This is a genomic window from Nitrosomonas sp. Nm51, assembly GCF_900111165.1.
Lineage (GTDB): Bacteria > Pseudomonadota > Gammaproteobacteria > Burkholderiales > Nitrosomonadaceae > Nitrosomonas.
The window spans coordinates 1-14,595 of sequence record NZ_FOGH01000057.1 but is presented as its reverse complement, the minus strand read 5'-3'; the positions used below and the strand labels follow the sequence as shown (position 1 = coordinate 14,595).

Genomic DNA, 14,595 nt, shown 5'->3' with positions numbered 1-14,595 from the left:
AATTTCTGAAAAAAATGTACAGACAGGATAAAAAATTTCTGGCAAATATTTTTGCGAAGAAGAATTTTCAAAATATCCTTTTTCAGGGCCGACTACTTACTCGTACTCTCCTTAGCATCCGTCAAAAAACTCCGGCTTTCCGGTAAGAAGATGTGTAGCAAATCGTTTAAGAAATTCCTTCCCATTTGCGTTGGCGTGATATGCATATGGTCACGGGTGACCAGTCCCCGCTGTTCAGCCTCGTTTAATTGGCGGAGGATAACGGTGATCGGCAGACCCGTCCGTTCCTGGAATAAAGCGTTTTCAAATCCGCCGATCAGGCGCAATGCATTCATCATGAATTCGAAATATCTATCGCTGTTTGACAGGGTATGTTGCATTTGAACCGTAGCTTCCGATCTTGCGCCGGCGAGCGCCGCTTTTTCTAAATATTCTTTGGGTTGCTTAAAACGCATTTGCCGGACGATGTTTGTTTCAAAACTGATTTTACTGTGCGCTCCAGCGCCGATACCCAGATAATCGCCAAAAAGCCAGTAATTCATATTATGTTGTGAAACCCGGCCGCGCCGGGAAAAAGCTGAAATTTCGTAATGAAGATAATGATGGTCAGCTAAAGTTCGCTCAATGACATCCTGCATAGCGGCAGACTGCTCGTCATCGGGCAGAACCGGTGGATAACGGTAAAAAAGTGTATTGGGTTCCAGGGTCAGGTGATAAACGGAAATGTGTTGAACGTTAAAGGCGCAGGCTGCTTTGATATCACTGCCAGCGTCGTTTACACGCTGGCCAGGCAGCGCATACATTAAATCCAGATTGATATTGTCGAAATTTTTCTGCGCAATTTCGATAGCCTTCATCGCATCCTGTGCGTCATGAATACGTCCAAGTGCTTGTAGATGAATAGAATTGAAACTTTGTATACCGATGGACAGTCGGTTAATCCCTGCAGCCTGGTAATCTGCAAATTTTTCCGCTTCGAAGGTGCCGGGATTGGCCTCCAGCGTAACTTCGGCTCCTGGTTCCAGCGGGAGCAGTGTTTTGATTGCAGTCAGCAGTGTGTCGATTGATTCAGCACTGAATAAACTTGGCGTGCCCCCGCCAAAAAATACGCTGGTTAGACGGCGTCCCCAGACACGTGGCAGCGTTGACTCAAGGTCGTGAATCAGTGCGGAAACGTAGGCTTTTTCCTGAATATCGGCATCATTCCGGATTGCGTGCGAGTTGAAGTCGCAGTATGGACATTTTCTCAGACACCACGGAATATGAATATATAAGCTCAATGGTGGCAACGTATTGAGTTTTGGTGATTGACTGTCCGGTATCGGCAGGTGCGAAAAAATGGTTGTCACAAATCTGAGTTATCCGATTTTGCGTAATGTGAGCAGAGGGGGTGTTGTTAACGTGGCGCGGGTGCCGATCATGCCAGCAATCAATACCCCCGTTGTGCCGATGAAAATACCGGTGACCCAGATCCAGAGGTTAAATGAATAGACGAGATGGAAAACATGATTGCCAATGACGTAACCGAGTAAACTCGCGCCCGCAGACGCAAACAAACCGGCCAGACCTCCCAGGATGGCAAATTCAGCCGCCCAGGCGCGCGTTAATTGCTCGCGTTTTGCGCCCAGTGTACGAAATATCGCCGCCTCACGAATACGTTCATCCTGGGTGGAGGCAATTGCAGCGTACAATACGATAAAACCGGCCAGCAAGGTAAACAGGAAGACAAATTCAATCGCGCGGGATACCTGCTGTATCATTTCCTGAACCTGCTTTACGACGGCGGCTACGTCAATGACCAGAATGTTCGGAAATATTTTAACCAGTTCATGCATCGTTTTAGTTTCTGAAGGTGGAACATAAAAACTGCTGATGTAATTTACCGGATAATTATCAAGAAAACCGGGTGGCGCAATGACAAAGAAATTAACGCGGAAAGAATCCCATTCAACGCTGCGAAGATTGGTAATTACGGCTGAAAAAGTGCTGCCGGCAATATCAAAGGTTAACCGGTCGCCAGGTTTGACCCGCAGTGTTCTGGCAATGCCTTCTTCCAGCGATAATACCGGCTCTGTAAGGGTGGTGTCCGAATCCCACCAATCGCCTTGAACGAGCAGATTATCCTGTGGCAACTCAGCGGCCCAGGATAAATTAAAATCGCGCCTGACATGATTGGCTGCATGTGGATCGTTATAATCTTCGGGTGTCACTTTTTTATTGTTAATTTCAACCAGACGTCCGCGTGCCATTGGAAAAACAGGCGGCGTGTCGATAGCATGCCGATTGAAAAAATCTTCCAGCAATGGCAGCTGGTCGGGTTGGATATTGACCAGAAAATGATTGGGTGCTTCAGGCGGAAGCGTCGTGTGCCAGTTTTTAATCAGATCATCCTGCACTAAGGTCAATACCAGTAAAGCCATGAAACCCAGTCCAAGCGATACAGCCTGAACTATGCTTGAAATGGCACGCCGACGGATATTGGCAAGACCATAACGCCAGGCACTGCCTGTCTGGCTGCGCAAGCCGGATAATGCTTTGACCAGCACCAGGCCAGCCAAGCCAAAGACGGCAACGGCAATAACAAATCCGGCGATGGTAAATAAACCAAGTTTCAGATCGCCGGCTTTCCATAAAAACAGCAGCGATAACGTCGCCAGTCCCAGCAGGTAGCCTGTAACACTGTGTGTGTTAGGCAGACCGATGTCTCTGCGCAGAACACGCAGCGCCGGAACGCTGCGTAAATTGAGTATCGGTGGCAGCGCAAACCCCAACAGCAAGACCATGCAGACCAGGAATCCATGTACGGCAGGTAAATGACCCGGCAACGGCATTGTCGTATCGGCAAGGTCGGAGAGCCATGCGCTCAGTACTTCCTGCGCCGTATAGCCGATCAGACAACCGATCAGGCTGGCGATTACACCCAGCGCAATAAAATAGCATAAGTAAAGAATGAACAGGCCGCGCTGGCTTGCACCCATACTACGCATAATGGCGCAGCCATCGAGGTGACGCTGGGTAAACCGGCGCACAGCCAGTGCGATCGCCGCAGCCGCCAAAACAACGCTGACTAAGGCTGCGAGATTTAAAAATTTTTCTGCGCGTTCAAGCGCCGATTTGATTTCCGGTCTTGCATCGCGGATACCTTCGATTCTTTCAACTGCTTTGATCTGCTTTTCGGCCCAGCTGCGGTACGCTTCGACAGCTGAAAACTCGCCGGCTATTAAAAGCTGATAAGTCGCGCGGCTGCCTTCCTGAATCAACCCGGTCGCAGGCAAGTCCGCTGCATTGATCATCACGCGCGGTGCCATATGAATGAAACCCACTAAATGATCAGGTTCGCGCATAATGAGCGCCGCTGTTGTCAGCTGGACAGCACCGATCTCAAGCTGCTCGCCTCGTCTGAGATCCATGTAAGCCAGCATTTTTTCATCGACCCAAAGCGTTCCTTGCTCCGGAATTTGGGTCGCGGCACGGTTTTCCGGTTCAGCGGATGAGCCTGCAAGATATAGTTTCCCGCGCAAAGGATAACCATCGGTGACAGCCTTTACCTGTACAAGTTGACTGGCGTCTCCGTTTGACACCATGCTCGGAAACTGCGTGACTTTGACGATATCCAGACCGCGGCGCTGCGCTTCTTCTGCGTAGCTTTCAGACAGCGGACGCGTGGAAATAATCAGCAGATCGGCGCCTAACAATTGATTGCTTTCCTGCGATAATGTTTTGTCAACACGGTCAGCAAAAAATGCAACAGTTGTCATGCCGCTGACAGCAATAATGAGTGCGAGCATCAGCACATAAAGTTCACCTGCACGCCAGTCGCGTCGCAGCATGAGCATGGATAATCTGAGATATTGCATATTTAACCAGGTAAAAAATAGTCTGTACTAGTCACCAAATTTTGATTCGCGCAAACCGGTTTGGTTTCAGAAACTTTGCCGGTACGCATCGTTTTAGCGTTCCGGTGCGGTATGACTTCCTGCGAACCCTTGATTGTACGCCATCTTCAGACCAATCTGGCAAGAATGGGTATGAAATCGTTACAGTTATTTATGAACGACTCCTTAGCGAATGAACTGATTTAATCCGAAAAAATCGGCCATCATCAAGCGATAATGCTCAGCTTTTCTGGCTTGCAGTGACTCAAGCGGGTTCAGATTATCCGTTAGAACAAAACCCTGTGTCTGGTCCGGCGTGACCAGGCGTTGTTTAAACCAGTTGCGCTGCAATGAATTTAAATGGGCTGCATCAATATCGATGAACTGGTTGGACGCGATAAAAACAAAATCATTAAATTCCCTGCCAGGTTCGGAGATTAATGCAATCTGGTGTGGAAAGACATGGGCGAGCGTTTTAGCAACCGAGGCCAGTGCGGCATTGCGTCCATCTTCATAAAAGGCCACGAAATTCAATGCAACAACTCCATTGTCGGAAAGCAGAGACTGCAATTGAAACATGGACTCGGTTGTCAGCAAGTGGACCGGCTCTGAACCGCCTGTGAAAACATCCATGATCACCAGATCGTATGGACCTTTCAGTTTGCGGACTTCATACCGTGCATCGCCGATAATTGTTTTACCTGTCGGTTGGAAGTCAAAATAGGTACGTGCCGCTTCGGATACAACCGGATCGATTTCGAGCGTATCGGTTTCAATGCCATACTGTTTGAGCGTCATTGCCATATGACCCGCACCCTGCCCGATCAATAGAGCACGCTGCATACCGGGTGCGAGCTTGGGCAGGTGGGTGACGATTTCCTGGTACATCAAAATATTTTCACCGTGACTGATACTGGCCGCACCGATGGCTGAAGCATCCATCATCAACAAGCGGTAATTCTCTGCAGAATTGTCTACTACACGAACCCAACCATACAGGCTTTCACGTTCAAACCGTGTTTGAAAATGCTGGTCATCCGTATTCTGTTTGCCGGAATCGGCAATGAATGGCAATAGAATCACGCTTGCCGTGAACAATGCCGTTACTGTCGATAACGAAACAGCCAGTTTTACACGGTTGCGCTCAAAATATGCCACACAGAATGCCAGTGCCAGCAATCCCAGGCCCAGGCCGATAAATATTTCGCGCGAGCCGACCTGCGGAAACAGGTAAAAACCCAGAAAAAGTGTGCCAATAACACTGCCCACGGTACTCGCCGCGTAAATTGAACCGGTGCTGGTGCCGACGTCATCCAGATTAGAAGTGACAAGTTTTACAGCAAACGGACCGACCATGCCCAGCATAAACAGGCTCGGCGTAAATAAAATCAAGGTGCTGGCAAACGTTCCCATGCGCAGCTCCAGCGGATCTGTCATTAGCAGAACAGGCGCTGTCAGCCAGGGCACCACTAATGTCAAAAAACCGGAAAGCGCGATAATGGTTGCCAGACCGAAGCGTATAGACCGGTCGGCCCAGCGCCCGCCGACAAAATAGCCGCATGCCAAGGCGATCAGGGTGACTGAAATAACTGATGTCCAGACGTAAAGGCTTGCGCCATAAAATGGCGCGATCAGGCGTGTGCCGAGCAATTCAATGACCATGACCGCCGCGCCGGTTATGAATACAGTGCAATACAGCCAGGTGCGGTTAAGCAGGTTTAAAAAATGTGTGCTCATGTAGATTGGATAGTTGCGTGCGGTGCGCGCAAGCAAGACTCTCAGGACGCCTTCAAAACCCTTCAATAATATCATTTGATCTGAACGCTGAGAATGCGACAAAATGTCGCATGCGTTATTCAGCTGTGACAATCTGTCACGTGCGGCATTATGCCGCATTGATTCTTTGAATCTTTTACGGGATAGTACCAATCATTCAGTGTTTAGCTGTAATCAGCTGTATTTGTTCTGGCTCCCTGATGATTGGCTAGGCGCTGAATGTTTGTTTCGAGAGAAACATGATGATATGTATTTTCGTATCTTTTCCTCCATTGACGTGTTGGTAACGGTATTTTGCCTCAGTTGTAGTGATATTAGCGTGCAACTGAAACAAATTGCCGTTACCAGCCTCCCGGACTTTTAAAACTGCTTAGTCCCCTGTGTATTCCAATTGTGCTCCAATTTGATTTCGGTAACGAGATAGGCGATAGGTTTAGCCGGTTTTTCAGCGCTTTTCACAAAGCGGATTATTTGACAATGGCTGCATTCATTGCCGGTGCGCAGTGCGTCGTGACAAAACCTTCTGTTTTATTATAAGAAAATTCACTGATGACGGGGTGCGGCAAAATGTCACATTGATAAACGGGTTATTTTCGGTAATAGTAAAAAAAGATCAGGGACGACAAACGATAATCAGTCAGTTGATGACATTGCCGGTCTGGTTATCGAGTGGCATAGCTGATCTTGATGTATTGCTGTTTTATTGTACTCATCCTCCATGGAAGCGTTGTAAGACAGAGCATAAGATTACTGGTGGTCTTATTTAACTTGTTTGGATAGCCCTCTTAACCGTTAGTGGGATCAAATCCGGTAATTTTATGCCTGTTTTCATCGCTTCCACCCCAGACCTGCCGCACAAATTTTTTTGTCTAAGGAGCCGCGAATATGTTTTGTAATGGAATATTCTTTTAAAAGTATATATTGAACTAATGCGATCAAACAGTAGCTTAAGTGCGGCAATTTGTCGCATTGCTTTTTTAGGTGCCCTATATAAAACTAAAAAAGTATGCAGAAAAATTACCGTGTGCCGGTGTTTTTGCACGTTACACACAAAATCTGTATACAAGGTCACCTGATGTGCAAATCCATTATTGGATATAAATGTATACCAGGTTTCAATGACTGGGTTGTTTCAATCAATTATCAATCGCCTTTTTTGAGAGGGAGAGAAAAAATAACATGATTAATCTGAAGAATAAAAACCTGTTAACGGTATCAATTGCCGCTACCGCCTTGTTGCTAGCGTCGAGCCAGTCCGCTTTTGCGCATACCCGCTTGACCGAACCGGTTTCACCGGAAAGTTCGGCGGCACACGGCACGACAACAACGGCTGTCAATATTCCGCATGGCTGCGGTGATAATCCGGTTATCGGTAATGTTTTTTTTCTGCCGGATACCAACAGTGCCACAGTGCAGACATCAATGAACAATTTTGAAACATTTGAATCGCCCGAAGGTGAAAATGCACTGAATTACATTGTCAATCCGCCATTTGTCCGCATCATCAAAAGCCGCGATGTTTTTGAGCATACTGAATTTATCAGCGATTCGCTGGGTAATCCTCTGGGATTCTGGGCGGGCGGCGGTGAGCTGCCTGCGCACAATTGGATCGGGCAACTTCCTTTCAAGATTACTTCGGTTGCAATTCAGCCCGAATCCTGCGCCAGAAAGGTGGTGTTTGTGCCCGCGATAGCCAATATCTGCAAAATTACGCCGATGTCTGAAATCAACAGCCAGGATCCGGACAATCCAAACGTCGATTTCTGGACCGCACCGGATGTGGGTTCGTCGTATGACGCGCCGTCATGGAGCTATCCTGCGACATATACCGTCGAGCGTGACCCCGATAACAACCCGTTGCCGGAAAACTGCGGCGGCGGCCTTGATGTCAGAATCATACCTTCAGCACAACAGATGGAGCGCGATATGCCGGTTAAAATTGATGGAGCACAGGTATGGCCTGGCGAAGGCTGATCATATCCATCAGTAACGCGCTTGTCGATGCACGGCAGCTAACGTCTTGGCTCCGCTCATTTTACTAAAGCAGTCTCACTCCTTGTGACAGTTGCCGGCTTGATCCGGCGACTGTTTCTTTTTCCTTTTTCCTTCGTGCCACGTGCGACAATTTGTCGCATTGCACCTGGCGGCATAAACCCTGATACTTTAAGTACGTGTACACAAACAAACAGACAGGTGTATTCATAACGCTGGCAGCAGTATAGACGGATAATCCGGCTTAGGTGGTGTGAAATGGCCTGTGCTGTACATGGTGAATATATTTTGATAAATGATGAAAAGGGTAAGAAAATGTATAAACTATCAATATTTGCCGGCGCTGTTGCAGGTGTGATGATAGCGGGGGCGGCGCAAAATACGTTTGCACATACCCGTTTGAATGTGCCGGCCGCCACAGAAGGAACGCGCAGCATCAATTATGTTGTAATCGGACATGCTTGCGGTGAAGATAAACGCGTTTTAGGGACGTCCGTAGTTTTTCCGAATGGTTTAGACTCAACAATTCTTGTGGATGGCGCACCACACACAGGCCCAGTGACCGATTTTTTGACTAACTATGGAAACAACGCTCAGTTGCTTTTTGACCGATCGGTATTCGAAGCTTCAGATGAAATAACTGACTCTAATGGAAACGTCGTTGGTTTCTGGGCTGGAGGCGGAGCCGGTGTGCCGAACCATTTAAATGCGCTGATACCTATGAGACTTACCGCAGCCAGAATTGAACCGACATCTTGTGCGCAAAGTGTTAAAGTCAGTGTGTCAATCGCCAATATTTGTGAACTGACTGGTGTGGATGGATTCGGAGAGGGTGTTGTTGATCTCTGGACACATAATAATATCGGTTCATCCTATGACCGTGTAAGTGAGACAGATGACGGACCGGCATCCTTTACTATAAGCCGTGATGTTGCAAGCAATCCGTTGCCTGAGAACTGCGGTGAAGGAGTGGCCGTTGAAATCAGACCTTCGGCCGCCCAGCTAGATCGGGATATGCCGATCCGAATTAACGGGCAGCAAGTGTGGCCGCAGCCATAAACTTGTAGGGTATCCGAATCGATCCAATATCCAGGATAAAAAATCCTGCAGCCATTTGCGGTCTGCAGGATTTTTTATATATTCAAGAAGATATCACAGGTGCGACATTTTGTCGCATTGCTATTCGTACGGCTGATGCGGATAATCTGTTATGGCTATGAGAATATGCCGCTGAACAGATCGAATATATCGATCAGGCTGAATGAATACAGCGGCGACAGAAATGGAGTATGTTATGCGAAACCGATTATTATCGAAATTTTCAATCAGTTTTTTTATTACCGTATATTTACTGGGTTACGCAGCAGGCAGCAGCGCGCATGGCGGTGGTGCCACAATGGATGCTGCAGGCATATCCAGAACATTCACCGCCGTGGTACTGGTTACCTGTTTCGATGATGGCAACGGACCGGCGGAAAACCTGATTGCCCGTGTACGGGATAACTCTCCGCAAGTGCCCGGATTGCTGGTCAACATGCAGCTTTTTAAAGGCAATAAAGCGGTGAGTATTACCGATACCGTTTCCGGCGATGCCGATTACAGCCCGTTTGTAACGTTGCATGGCGGTCCCGGCGTATATTTTATGATTGTTAACAAAACGGATGCAGGCGCGCGCTCGGTTGACGTTGAGTGGCATTGCAGTACAGTCGATGGCATCCATACCGGAACCGAAATATCGGTATCGCAGTTTAATTGATATCGTAAATGGAAATGGCTGGTAAGCTGTCGCGTGGTTAGGAGCCGCGAATAAATAAGTGTGACAATTGGGCCGTCTGGCGGGATGCAATGCAAGGCGGGAGGATGAGTCATAGCACAACAAGCTATGGTGGCGGCGAACAACGCCGCAGTGTGCCCGCTAGATGCGATCCAGGTGTTACAGTTAGTTATGAACGACTCCTTGGTTCACCAACAGAGAGACGTGAGTGATGAAGAAAAGGCATAAAAAATTTGTTTACATAACAATAATGCAGCGTGTTGCATGGCTGTTTTGTTTTGCCATTGCCGCAACAACAGCGGCAGCTGTGCAACTGGTGAACAAGCCGTCGCCCGCGTGTGCGCTTACAACGCTCGATGGCCAGCCTGTGAAAAGCCTGCAGGCATTGAAAGGCGAGGTCATTTATCTGGATTTTTGGGCTTCCTGGTGCCCGCCGTGCGTTCAGTCTTTTCCGTTCCTGAATCAATTGCATCGGGAATTTGGCGAACAGGGGCTACGGATCATTGGTGTGAATCTGGATGAAAAAACAGCGGATGCCAATGCGTTTTTAAACAAGCATGACGCGCAGTTCGCTATTGCAGCCGATCCGACCAAACAGTGTGCAAAGGATTTCGATGTGATTGCGATGCCATCGTCCTATCTGATCGACCGCGAAGGTGTGGTGCGTTATATTCATCGCGGTTTTCGCCCGGGCGAGACGGACAAACTACGCATGGTCGTGGAGCAGCTTTTGCATCATCAACCCTGATGACACTTAACATGAAACTGAAACGGTTATTTGTAATTTTATTTATTGTTCTGCTGGGCACAGCGATATCCGGCTGTGCGCATGTTCCCGTATGGGAACGCGGCCATCTGGCAAAACCTCAAATGGCGATTGATCCGTATCCATTACAGAACCATATTCTATTGCATAATTATTCAAGTCGGGAAGCTGCTGCCAGCACTCATTCCTCCGGAACGGGTGGAGGCTGCGGGTGCTATTGAGTCTTTCCGGTTTAAATGACCAAAACGAAAAATAAGCCAAAGACTGGCTCGTGTCGTACAGTCTCATCGATTTTCGCGAACAAAACAGTCGCGGCCAGGCAGCAGCAAAAAATTTCGGTAACGATATCCGGTTCCAGTAAAACGCTACAGGCACTGACCTCTGCTGCGGTTGTACTGCCGGGTCTGTTGCTGCCAACCGTGCAGGCTGCCGATGGCGACCATATCAATTTTCAATTCAGCCGGTATCAGGAAGGCAAGCGCAACCTGTTTGGCTTGCCAAACAGTCAAAATCCGATACGCGCGGATGTCCTGCACGGCAGCGGTTTGTTTACATTGACAGACCGGGCCAAATTTTCATTTGGGTATACGCAGGACATCTGGTCCGGTGCGACGCCGATTACCACGACACCACTGGCGGCCAATCCTTATAGTCCCATTTTGAAGAATACGCCTGAAGGTGTGGCTGTTTCAGGCGCGTCACCACTTCTCAATCCGGATAATGTGTTTCTGGACCGTGATTTAAATTTTATCCGGAGTGATACGGGAGAACAGGATCTCCGCTCCGTATTAGTGCTCTCGTCCGCGTCACCCGAGACGCGGAACCAGGCTAATTTCAGATTGAGCTACGAATGGGATGAGGCCGAAATCAATGCCGGCGCCGGCTTTTCGCTGGAAAGGGATTACCGTTCCAGCTTCGGCAGTCTGGGTGGGCGGCTGGATTTCAATCAGAAACTGACCAGTGTCAAATTTGGTGTCGGTTATACCAGCAGCAGCATCAGCGCCATTCTCGATCATGATGCAGCGCCTTATCTGACCAAAACAGCATTCGACAGCCAGATTGAGCGGCGCGAAGACGGTGCCGAAATTCTGCGTGCCGAGCGGCAGGATTGGGCGGCGAATCTGGGTTTAACGCAAGTGCTTACCAAATACGCGCTGATTGACGCCAATCTGGGTTATACCTACGGCAATGGTTATCTGGAAAATCCGTATAAAGCGGTAACAACCATTTTTGTAGACCCGGATGTGCTGAACAATGGCCTGACAACACCTGTTCTTGGCGATGTGCGCGCCCTGCTGGAGCAGCGACCAAATCAGCGCAGCCAGTGGGCGTTCAGCACCAAATATATTCAGCATGTTAATCCGCTGGATGCAGCGCTGCATTTGAACTACCGGTTTTCAACCGACGACTGGGGGATTAACACCAATACGTTCAGTGCGAACTGGATCCAGCCGCTGCCAGGCGGCTGGACTTTAACACCGCGAATACGGTATTACTCACAGGATGCAGCCGATTTTTATCAGCCATATCTGATTACCCAACAAAATTTTTCAACGCAGGCAGTGGATAACTTGGGCCGGGAAGTCTGGGTGGACAGTAATAATCCTGAAATTGAGTATGTCAGGGATGAAAACTTTAATCTACTGGACAGTGAAGGCAATATAGTCAACGTATCCGATGTACAGCCTAAAACGATCCCCTTTGATGCCGGTAAACTGCCGGATGATTTCTCCAGCGATCACCGTCTGGCGGGTTTTGGCGCGTTGAGCGGCGGCGTTACCCTGCGAAAACAGTTTGCCAGAGGTATTACGCTGGAGGCGGGATTCGAATACTACACGCGCGCCAGCTCGCTGAAACTCGGCAGCGACGGCGGCAACAGCTTTGCGGATTTTGATTATTATGTTGCCAATGCCGCGCTAATACTTAACCTTGAAAACATGCGCCTGTCCGGTTCGAGCGGCCATACGCATCAGCATGCGCATTCCGGTAAAAACAGTACGTCAGCGAATATGCATCATCATTCACAACCGGCCGGGCTCATGTTTGCACATATGCTGGATGATGCCGGTGAATTCATGCTGGGATACCGTTTTATGTACAGCCGTATGGCCGGAAGTATGCTGCATGGTACCAGTGCAGTCAGCGATCCGGCCATCGTCAACCAGGGCTGCGGCACTGAAAATTTGTGCACTTTCAGGCCGGCCGATATGGATATGCGCATGCATATGCTCGATATCATGTACGCGCCGACTCGCTGGCTGAATCTGATGCTGATGCCCCGTTTCATGGATATGGAGATGAATCTTCGCGAACTCGACGGTAGACTTCCTGCGCCTGCGGAAGAACATAAGCATTTCGGCGGACATGCAACCGGGGTGATTGGCGATACATTGATCGTCTCTCTGTTCAAGCTTTATGAAAAAACCGGTCATCGATTGCATGCCGGTCTCGGGATCAGCGCGCCGACCGGAAAATCCGATTTGCAGTTTCGGCGTGTGTTTAAAATTGACGGCGGATCGGTACATTTCGGCATGCAGCTCGGCAGTGGCACATGGGACTTTGTACCCAGTTTAACCTATACGGGCGATTATAATCGCTGGTCATGGGGCGCGCAGGTCAGTGGCGTGAAACGCATGGAAAACCGCAACGAATCCGGCTACCGTCTGGGCGATCAGTTTCAGGCGACATCCTGGGGTGGATACGGCCTGACGCGGTGGTTGACTGCTTCGGTTCGTGGGGTTTACACGCTGCAAGACCGGATACACGGTGATTTTAATTCGTTCAACGCGCGTATCGGCCCGATGGATTTTCCGAAAAATTACGGCGGTCAGTTCTGGAATGTCGGATTCGGTGTGAATGCGGTGATACCCGATGGGCGGTTTGCAGGCCACCATTTTGGCTTTGAGTGGCTGCAGCCGGTTCATACCGACGTCAATGGATTTCAGCTGGACCGTAAAGGCGCGTTGACGGCGTCATGGAGCTACCGGTTCTGAATCGTAATCTACGGTTGTTATAATGCCGGGTCCTATAATTGACATTGATTTAGTTTCAACAGGCATGGCGCGTTTGAAATATTATCGATTTGACTTTAAAGCCATGGGGTCGCCCTGTTCGGTCCAGTTATACGCTGAAACCAGGCAAAAAGGGCGTGCTGCAGCCGATATTGCCATAGCAGATGTAAACCGGCTGGAAGCGCTTTATTCCCGCTACCGTACCGATAGTTTTTTGTCGGAAATCAACCGTATTGCTGCGGCTGCCGGCAGTATAACTGTGGACGGGGAGACAGCCGGTCTGCTGGATTATGCAGCAACCTGCTATCAACAAAGCGATGGCCTGTTTGATATTACCTCCGGAATTTTACGCAGGGTTTGGAACTTTAAGTCGGGTGAGCTTCCAAGCCATGCGGCGATCGACCAGATCAAAGAAAAAATCGGCTGGCATCAATTGAAGTGGAATCGGCCTGTACTGTCGTTTCATGTGCCCGGTATGGAAATCGATTTTGGCGGCGTAGTTAAGGAGTATGCCGTTGACCGGGCTGCCGCGCTGTGTTTCGATGCCGGGGTTCGGCATGGTATCGTAAATCTGGGCGGGGATATTAAAATTATCGGTTCCCATCCGGATGGCAGTCCCTGGCGGATCGCTATCCGGCATCCGCGCCATCCTGATGCCGCATTGATAACATTATTACTGCAGGCGGGCGCAGTCGCGAGCAGCGGCGATTACGAACGGTGCATTACTGTCCACGGCCAACGTTACGGACATGTGCTGAATCCCAAAACGGGCTGGCCCGTACGGCATATGGCGGCGGTCAGTGTAGTGGGAGAATTTTGTGTCGTCGCAGGCAGTGCATCGACAATCGGTATGCTCAAGGAAACGCACGGGCCGGATTGGCTGAACGACCTGGGCCTGCCGCATTTATGGATTGATACCGAAGGCGGCACGGGCGGAACATTGCTTGACGCGGGATAATCCTGCTACTCACATAACGCATGACGGCACCCCCAAGTACTCTACCCATATGAACGGGTAATCAGCAACATCCAATAGCCGCAATGACGACCGCAAGTATTGAGCCGTACATCAGCGGCAACCAGCTGTCCGGCTTGAGCGCGCCAAGTGTGACAATCAAAAACAGGATAGGCAGGTCAAGAAAATGCGTAAATGTTGCAATTTTTTGTGTGCGGGCCCGGTTCAGTTCCTCGGTGAACGCGCCTTTTTGTAGTGCTTCTTGTGTTAGACGGTTTAACCTATTTTCCTCAGTTAGATCTACAAAAATTAGCTCAAACGTAGTAGTGTCAAGGTTTTCGGACTAAAGACAGGAGTCACCCAATGGGTGAAATCGAATTTGAGCAAAGCAAGCTTGTAAAAGCAGTGGAGATAGCGGTTCAGGAGATGGATCAGAGTACTCGGGA

At 49.2% G+C, this 14,595-nt stretch carries 11 protein-coding genes; 8 read left to right on the top strand and 3 right to left on the bottom strand.

Annotated features, from left to right (window positions below; genetic code table 11):
• Window positions 1-92 precede the first annotated feature (92 nt).
• The 3 genes from hemW to BMY60_RS13165 all read right to left on the bottom strand — a co-directional run bounded on the left by hemW (window position 93) and on the right by BMY60_RS13165 (window position 5,771).
• Entirely contained in the window at window positions 93-1,349 is a 1,257-nt protein-coding gene (gene hemW / locus BMY60_RS13175; protein ID WP_371264218.1) for a radical SAM family heme chaperone HemW, read from the bottom strand.
• 9 nt (window positions 1,350-1,358) lie between these two features.
• The gene (locus tag BMY60_RS13170; RefSeq protein ID WP_090334245.1) at window positions 1,359-3,857 is read right to left on the bottom strand and encodes an ABC transporter permease; all 2,499 of its coding nucleotides are present in this window, start codon (window positions 3,855-3,857) and stop codon (window positions 1,359-1,361) included.
• Window positions 3,858-4,061: 204 nt separating this feature from the next.
• Window positions 4,062-5,771: a fused MFS/spermidine synthase gene (locus BMY60_RS13165; protein ID WP_256250843.1), complete on the bottom strand. Its 1,710-nt coding sequence runs from the start codon at window positions 5,769-5,771 to the stop codon at window positions 4,062-4,064.
• A gap of 1,059 nt (window positions 5,772-6,830) precedes the next feature.
• On the opposite strand from BMY60_RS13165, the gene BMY60_RS13160 reads away from it, so the two are divergent.
• The 8 genes from BMY60_RS13160 to BMY60_RS13130 all read left to right on the top strand — a co-directional run bounded on the left by BMY60_RS13160 (window position 6,831) and on the right by BMY60_RS13130 (window position 14,152).
• Window positions 6,831-7,625, top strand: a complete 795-nt coding sequence (locus BMY60_RS13160; protein WP_090334244.1) for a hypothetical protein — start codon at window positions 6,831-6,833, stop codon at window positions 7,623-7,625.
• A gap of 333 nt (window positions 7,626-7,958) precedes the next feature.
• Complete coding sequence (locus BMY60_RS13155; protein ID WP_090334252.1) at window positions 7,959-8,702, top strand: hypothetical protein; 744 nt, start codon at window positions 7,959-7,961, stop codon at window positions 8,700-8,702.
• A 235-nt stretch (window positions 8,703-8,937) separates the two neighbouring features.
• Window positions 8,938-9,399 (top strand): hypothetical protein, encoded by a 462-nt coding sequence (locus tag BMY60_RS13150; RefSeq protein WP_090334251.1) that lies wholly within the window; start codon window positions 8,938-8,940, stop codon window positions 9,397-9,399.
• 104 nt (window positions 9,400-9,503) lie between these two features.
• On the top strand, window positions 9,504-9,629 hold the full coding sequence (locus tag BMY60_RS16380) for a hypothetical protein (RefSeq protein ID WP_256250842.1): 126 nt from the start codon (window positions 9,504-9,506) through the stop codon (window positions 9,627-9,629).
• Window positions 9,630-9,667: 38 nt separating this feature from the next.
• Complete coding sequence (locus BMY60_RS13145) at window positions 9,668-10,165, top strand: TlpA family protein disulfide reductase (RefSeq protein WP_090334242.1); 498 nt, start codon at window positions 9,668-9,670, stop codon at window positions 10,163-10,165.
• Between the two features lie 11 nt (window positions 10,166-10,176).
• A complete protein-coding gene (locus BMY60_RS13140) occupies window positions 10,177-10,404 on the top strand; it encodes a DUF4266 domain-containing protein (protein WP_090334249.1) in 228 nt (75 codons plus the stop codon).
• Between the two features lie 15 nt (window positions 10,405-10,419).
• Window positions 10,420-13,176, top strand: coding sequence for a DUF3570 domain-containing protein (locus BMY60_RS13135; protein WP_090334241.1), 2,757 nt, complete (start codon window positions 10,420-10,422; stop codon window positions 13,174-13,176).
• A gap of 22 nt (window positions 13,177-13,198) precedes the next feature.
• Complete coding sequence (locus BMY60_RS13130) at window positions 13,199-14,152, top strand: FAD:protein FMN transferase (RefSeq protein WP_256250841.1); 954 nt, start codon at window positions 13,199-13,201, stop codon at window positions 14,150-14,152.
• The last annotated feature ends 443 nt before the right edge of the window (window positions 14,153-14,595 follow it).

Coding starts and splice junctions, on each gene's coding strand:
- BMY60_RS13170 (WP_090334245.1), bottom strand. CDS start 3,857: ATGCAATATCTCAGATTATCCATGCTCATGCTGCGACGCGACTGGCGT.
- BMY60_RS13165 (WP_256250843.1), bottom strand. CDS start 5,771: ATGCGGCATAATGCCGCACGTGACAGATTGTCACAGCTGAATAACGCA.
- BMY60_RS13160 (WP_090334244.1), top strand. CDS start 6,831: ATGATTAATCTGAAGAATAAAAACCTGTTAACGGTATCAATTGCCGCT.
- BMY60_RS13155 (WP_090334252.1), top strand. CDS start 7,959: ATGTATAAACTATCAATATTTGCCGGCGCTGTTGCAGGTGTGATGATA.
- BMY60_RS13150 (WP_090334251.1), top strand. CDS start 8,938: ATGCGAAACCGATTATTATCGAAATTTTCAATCAGTTTTTTTATTACC.
- BMY60_RS16380 (WP_256250842.1), top strand. CDS start 9,504: ATGAGTCATAGCACAACAAGCTATGGTGGCGGCGAACAACGCCGCAGT.
- BMY60_RS13145 (WP_090334242.1), top strand. CDS start 9,668: ATGCAGCGTGTTGCATGGCTGTTTTGTTTTGCCATTGCCGCAACAACA.
- BMY60_RS13140 (WP_090334249.1), top strand. CDS start 10,177: ATGAAACTGAAACGGTTATTTGTAATTTTATTTATTGTTCTGCTGGGC.
- BMY60_RS13135 (WP_090334241.1), top strand. CDS start 10,420: ATGACCAAAACGAAAAATAAGCCAAAGACTGGCTCGTGTCGTACAGTC.
- BMY60_RS13130 (WP_256250841.1), top strand. CDS start 13,199: ATGCCGGGTCCTATAATTGACATTGATTTAGTTTCAACAGGCATGGCG.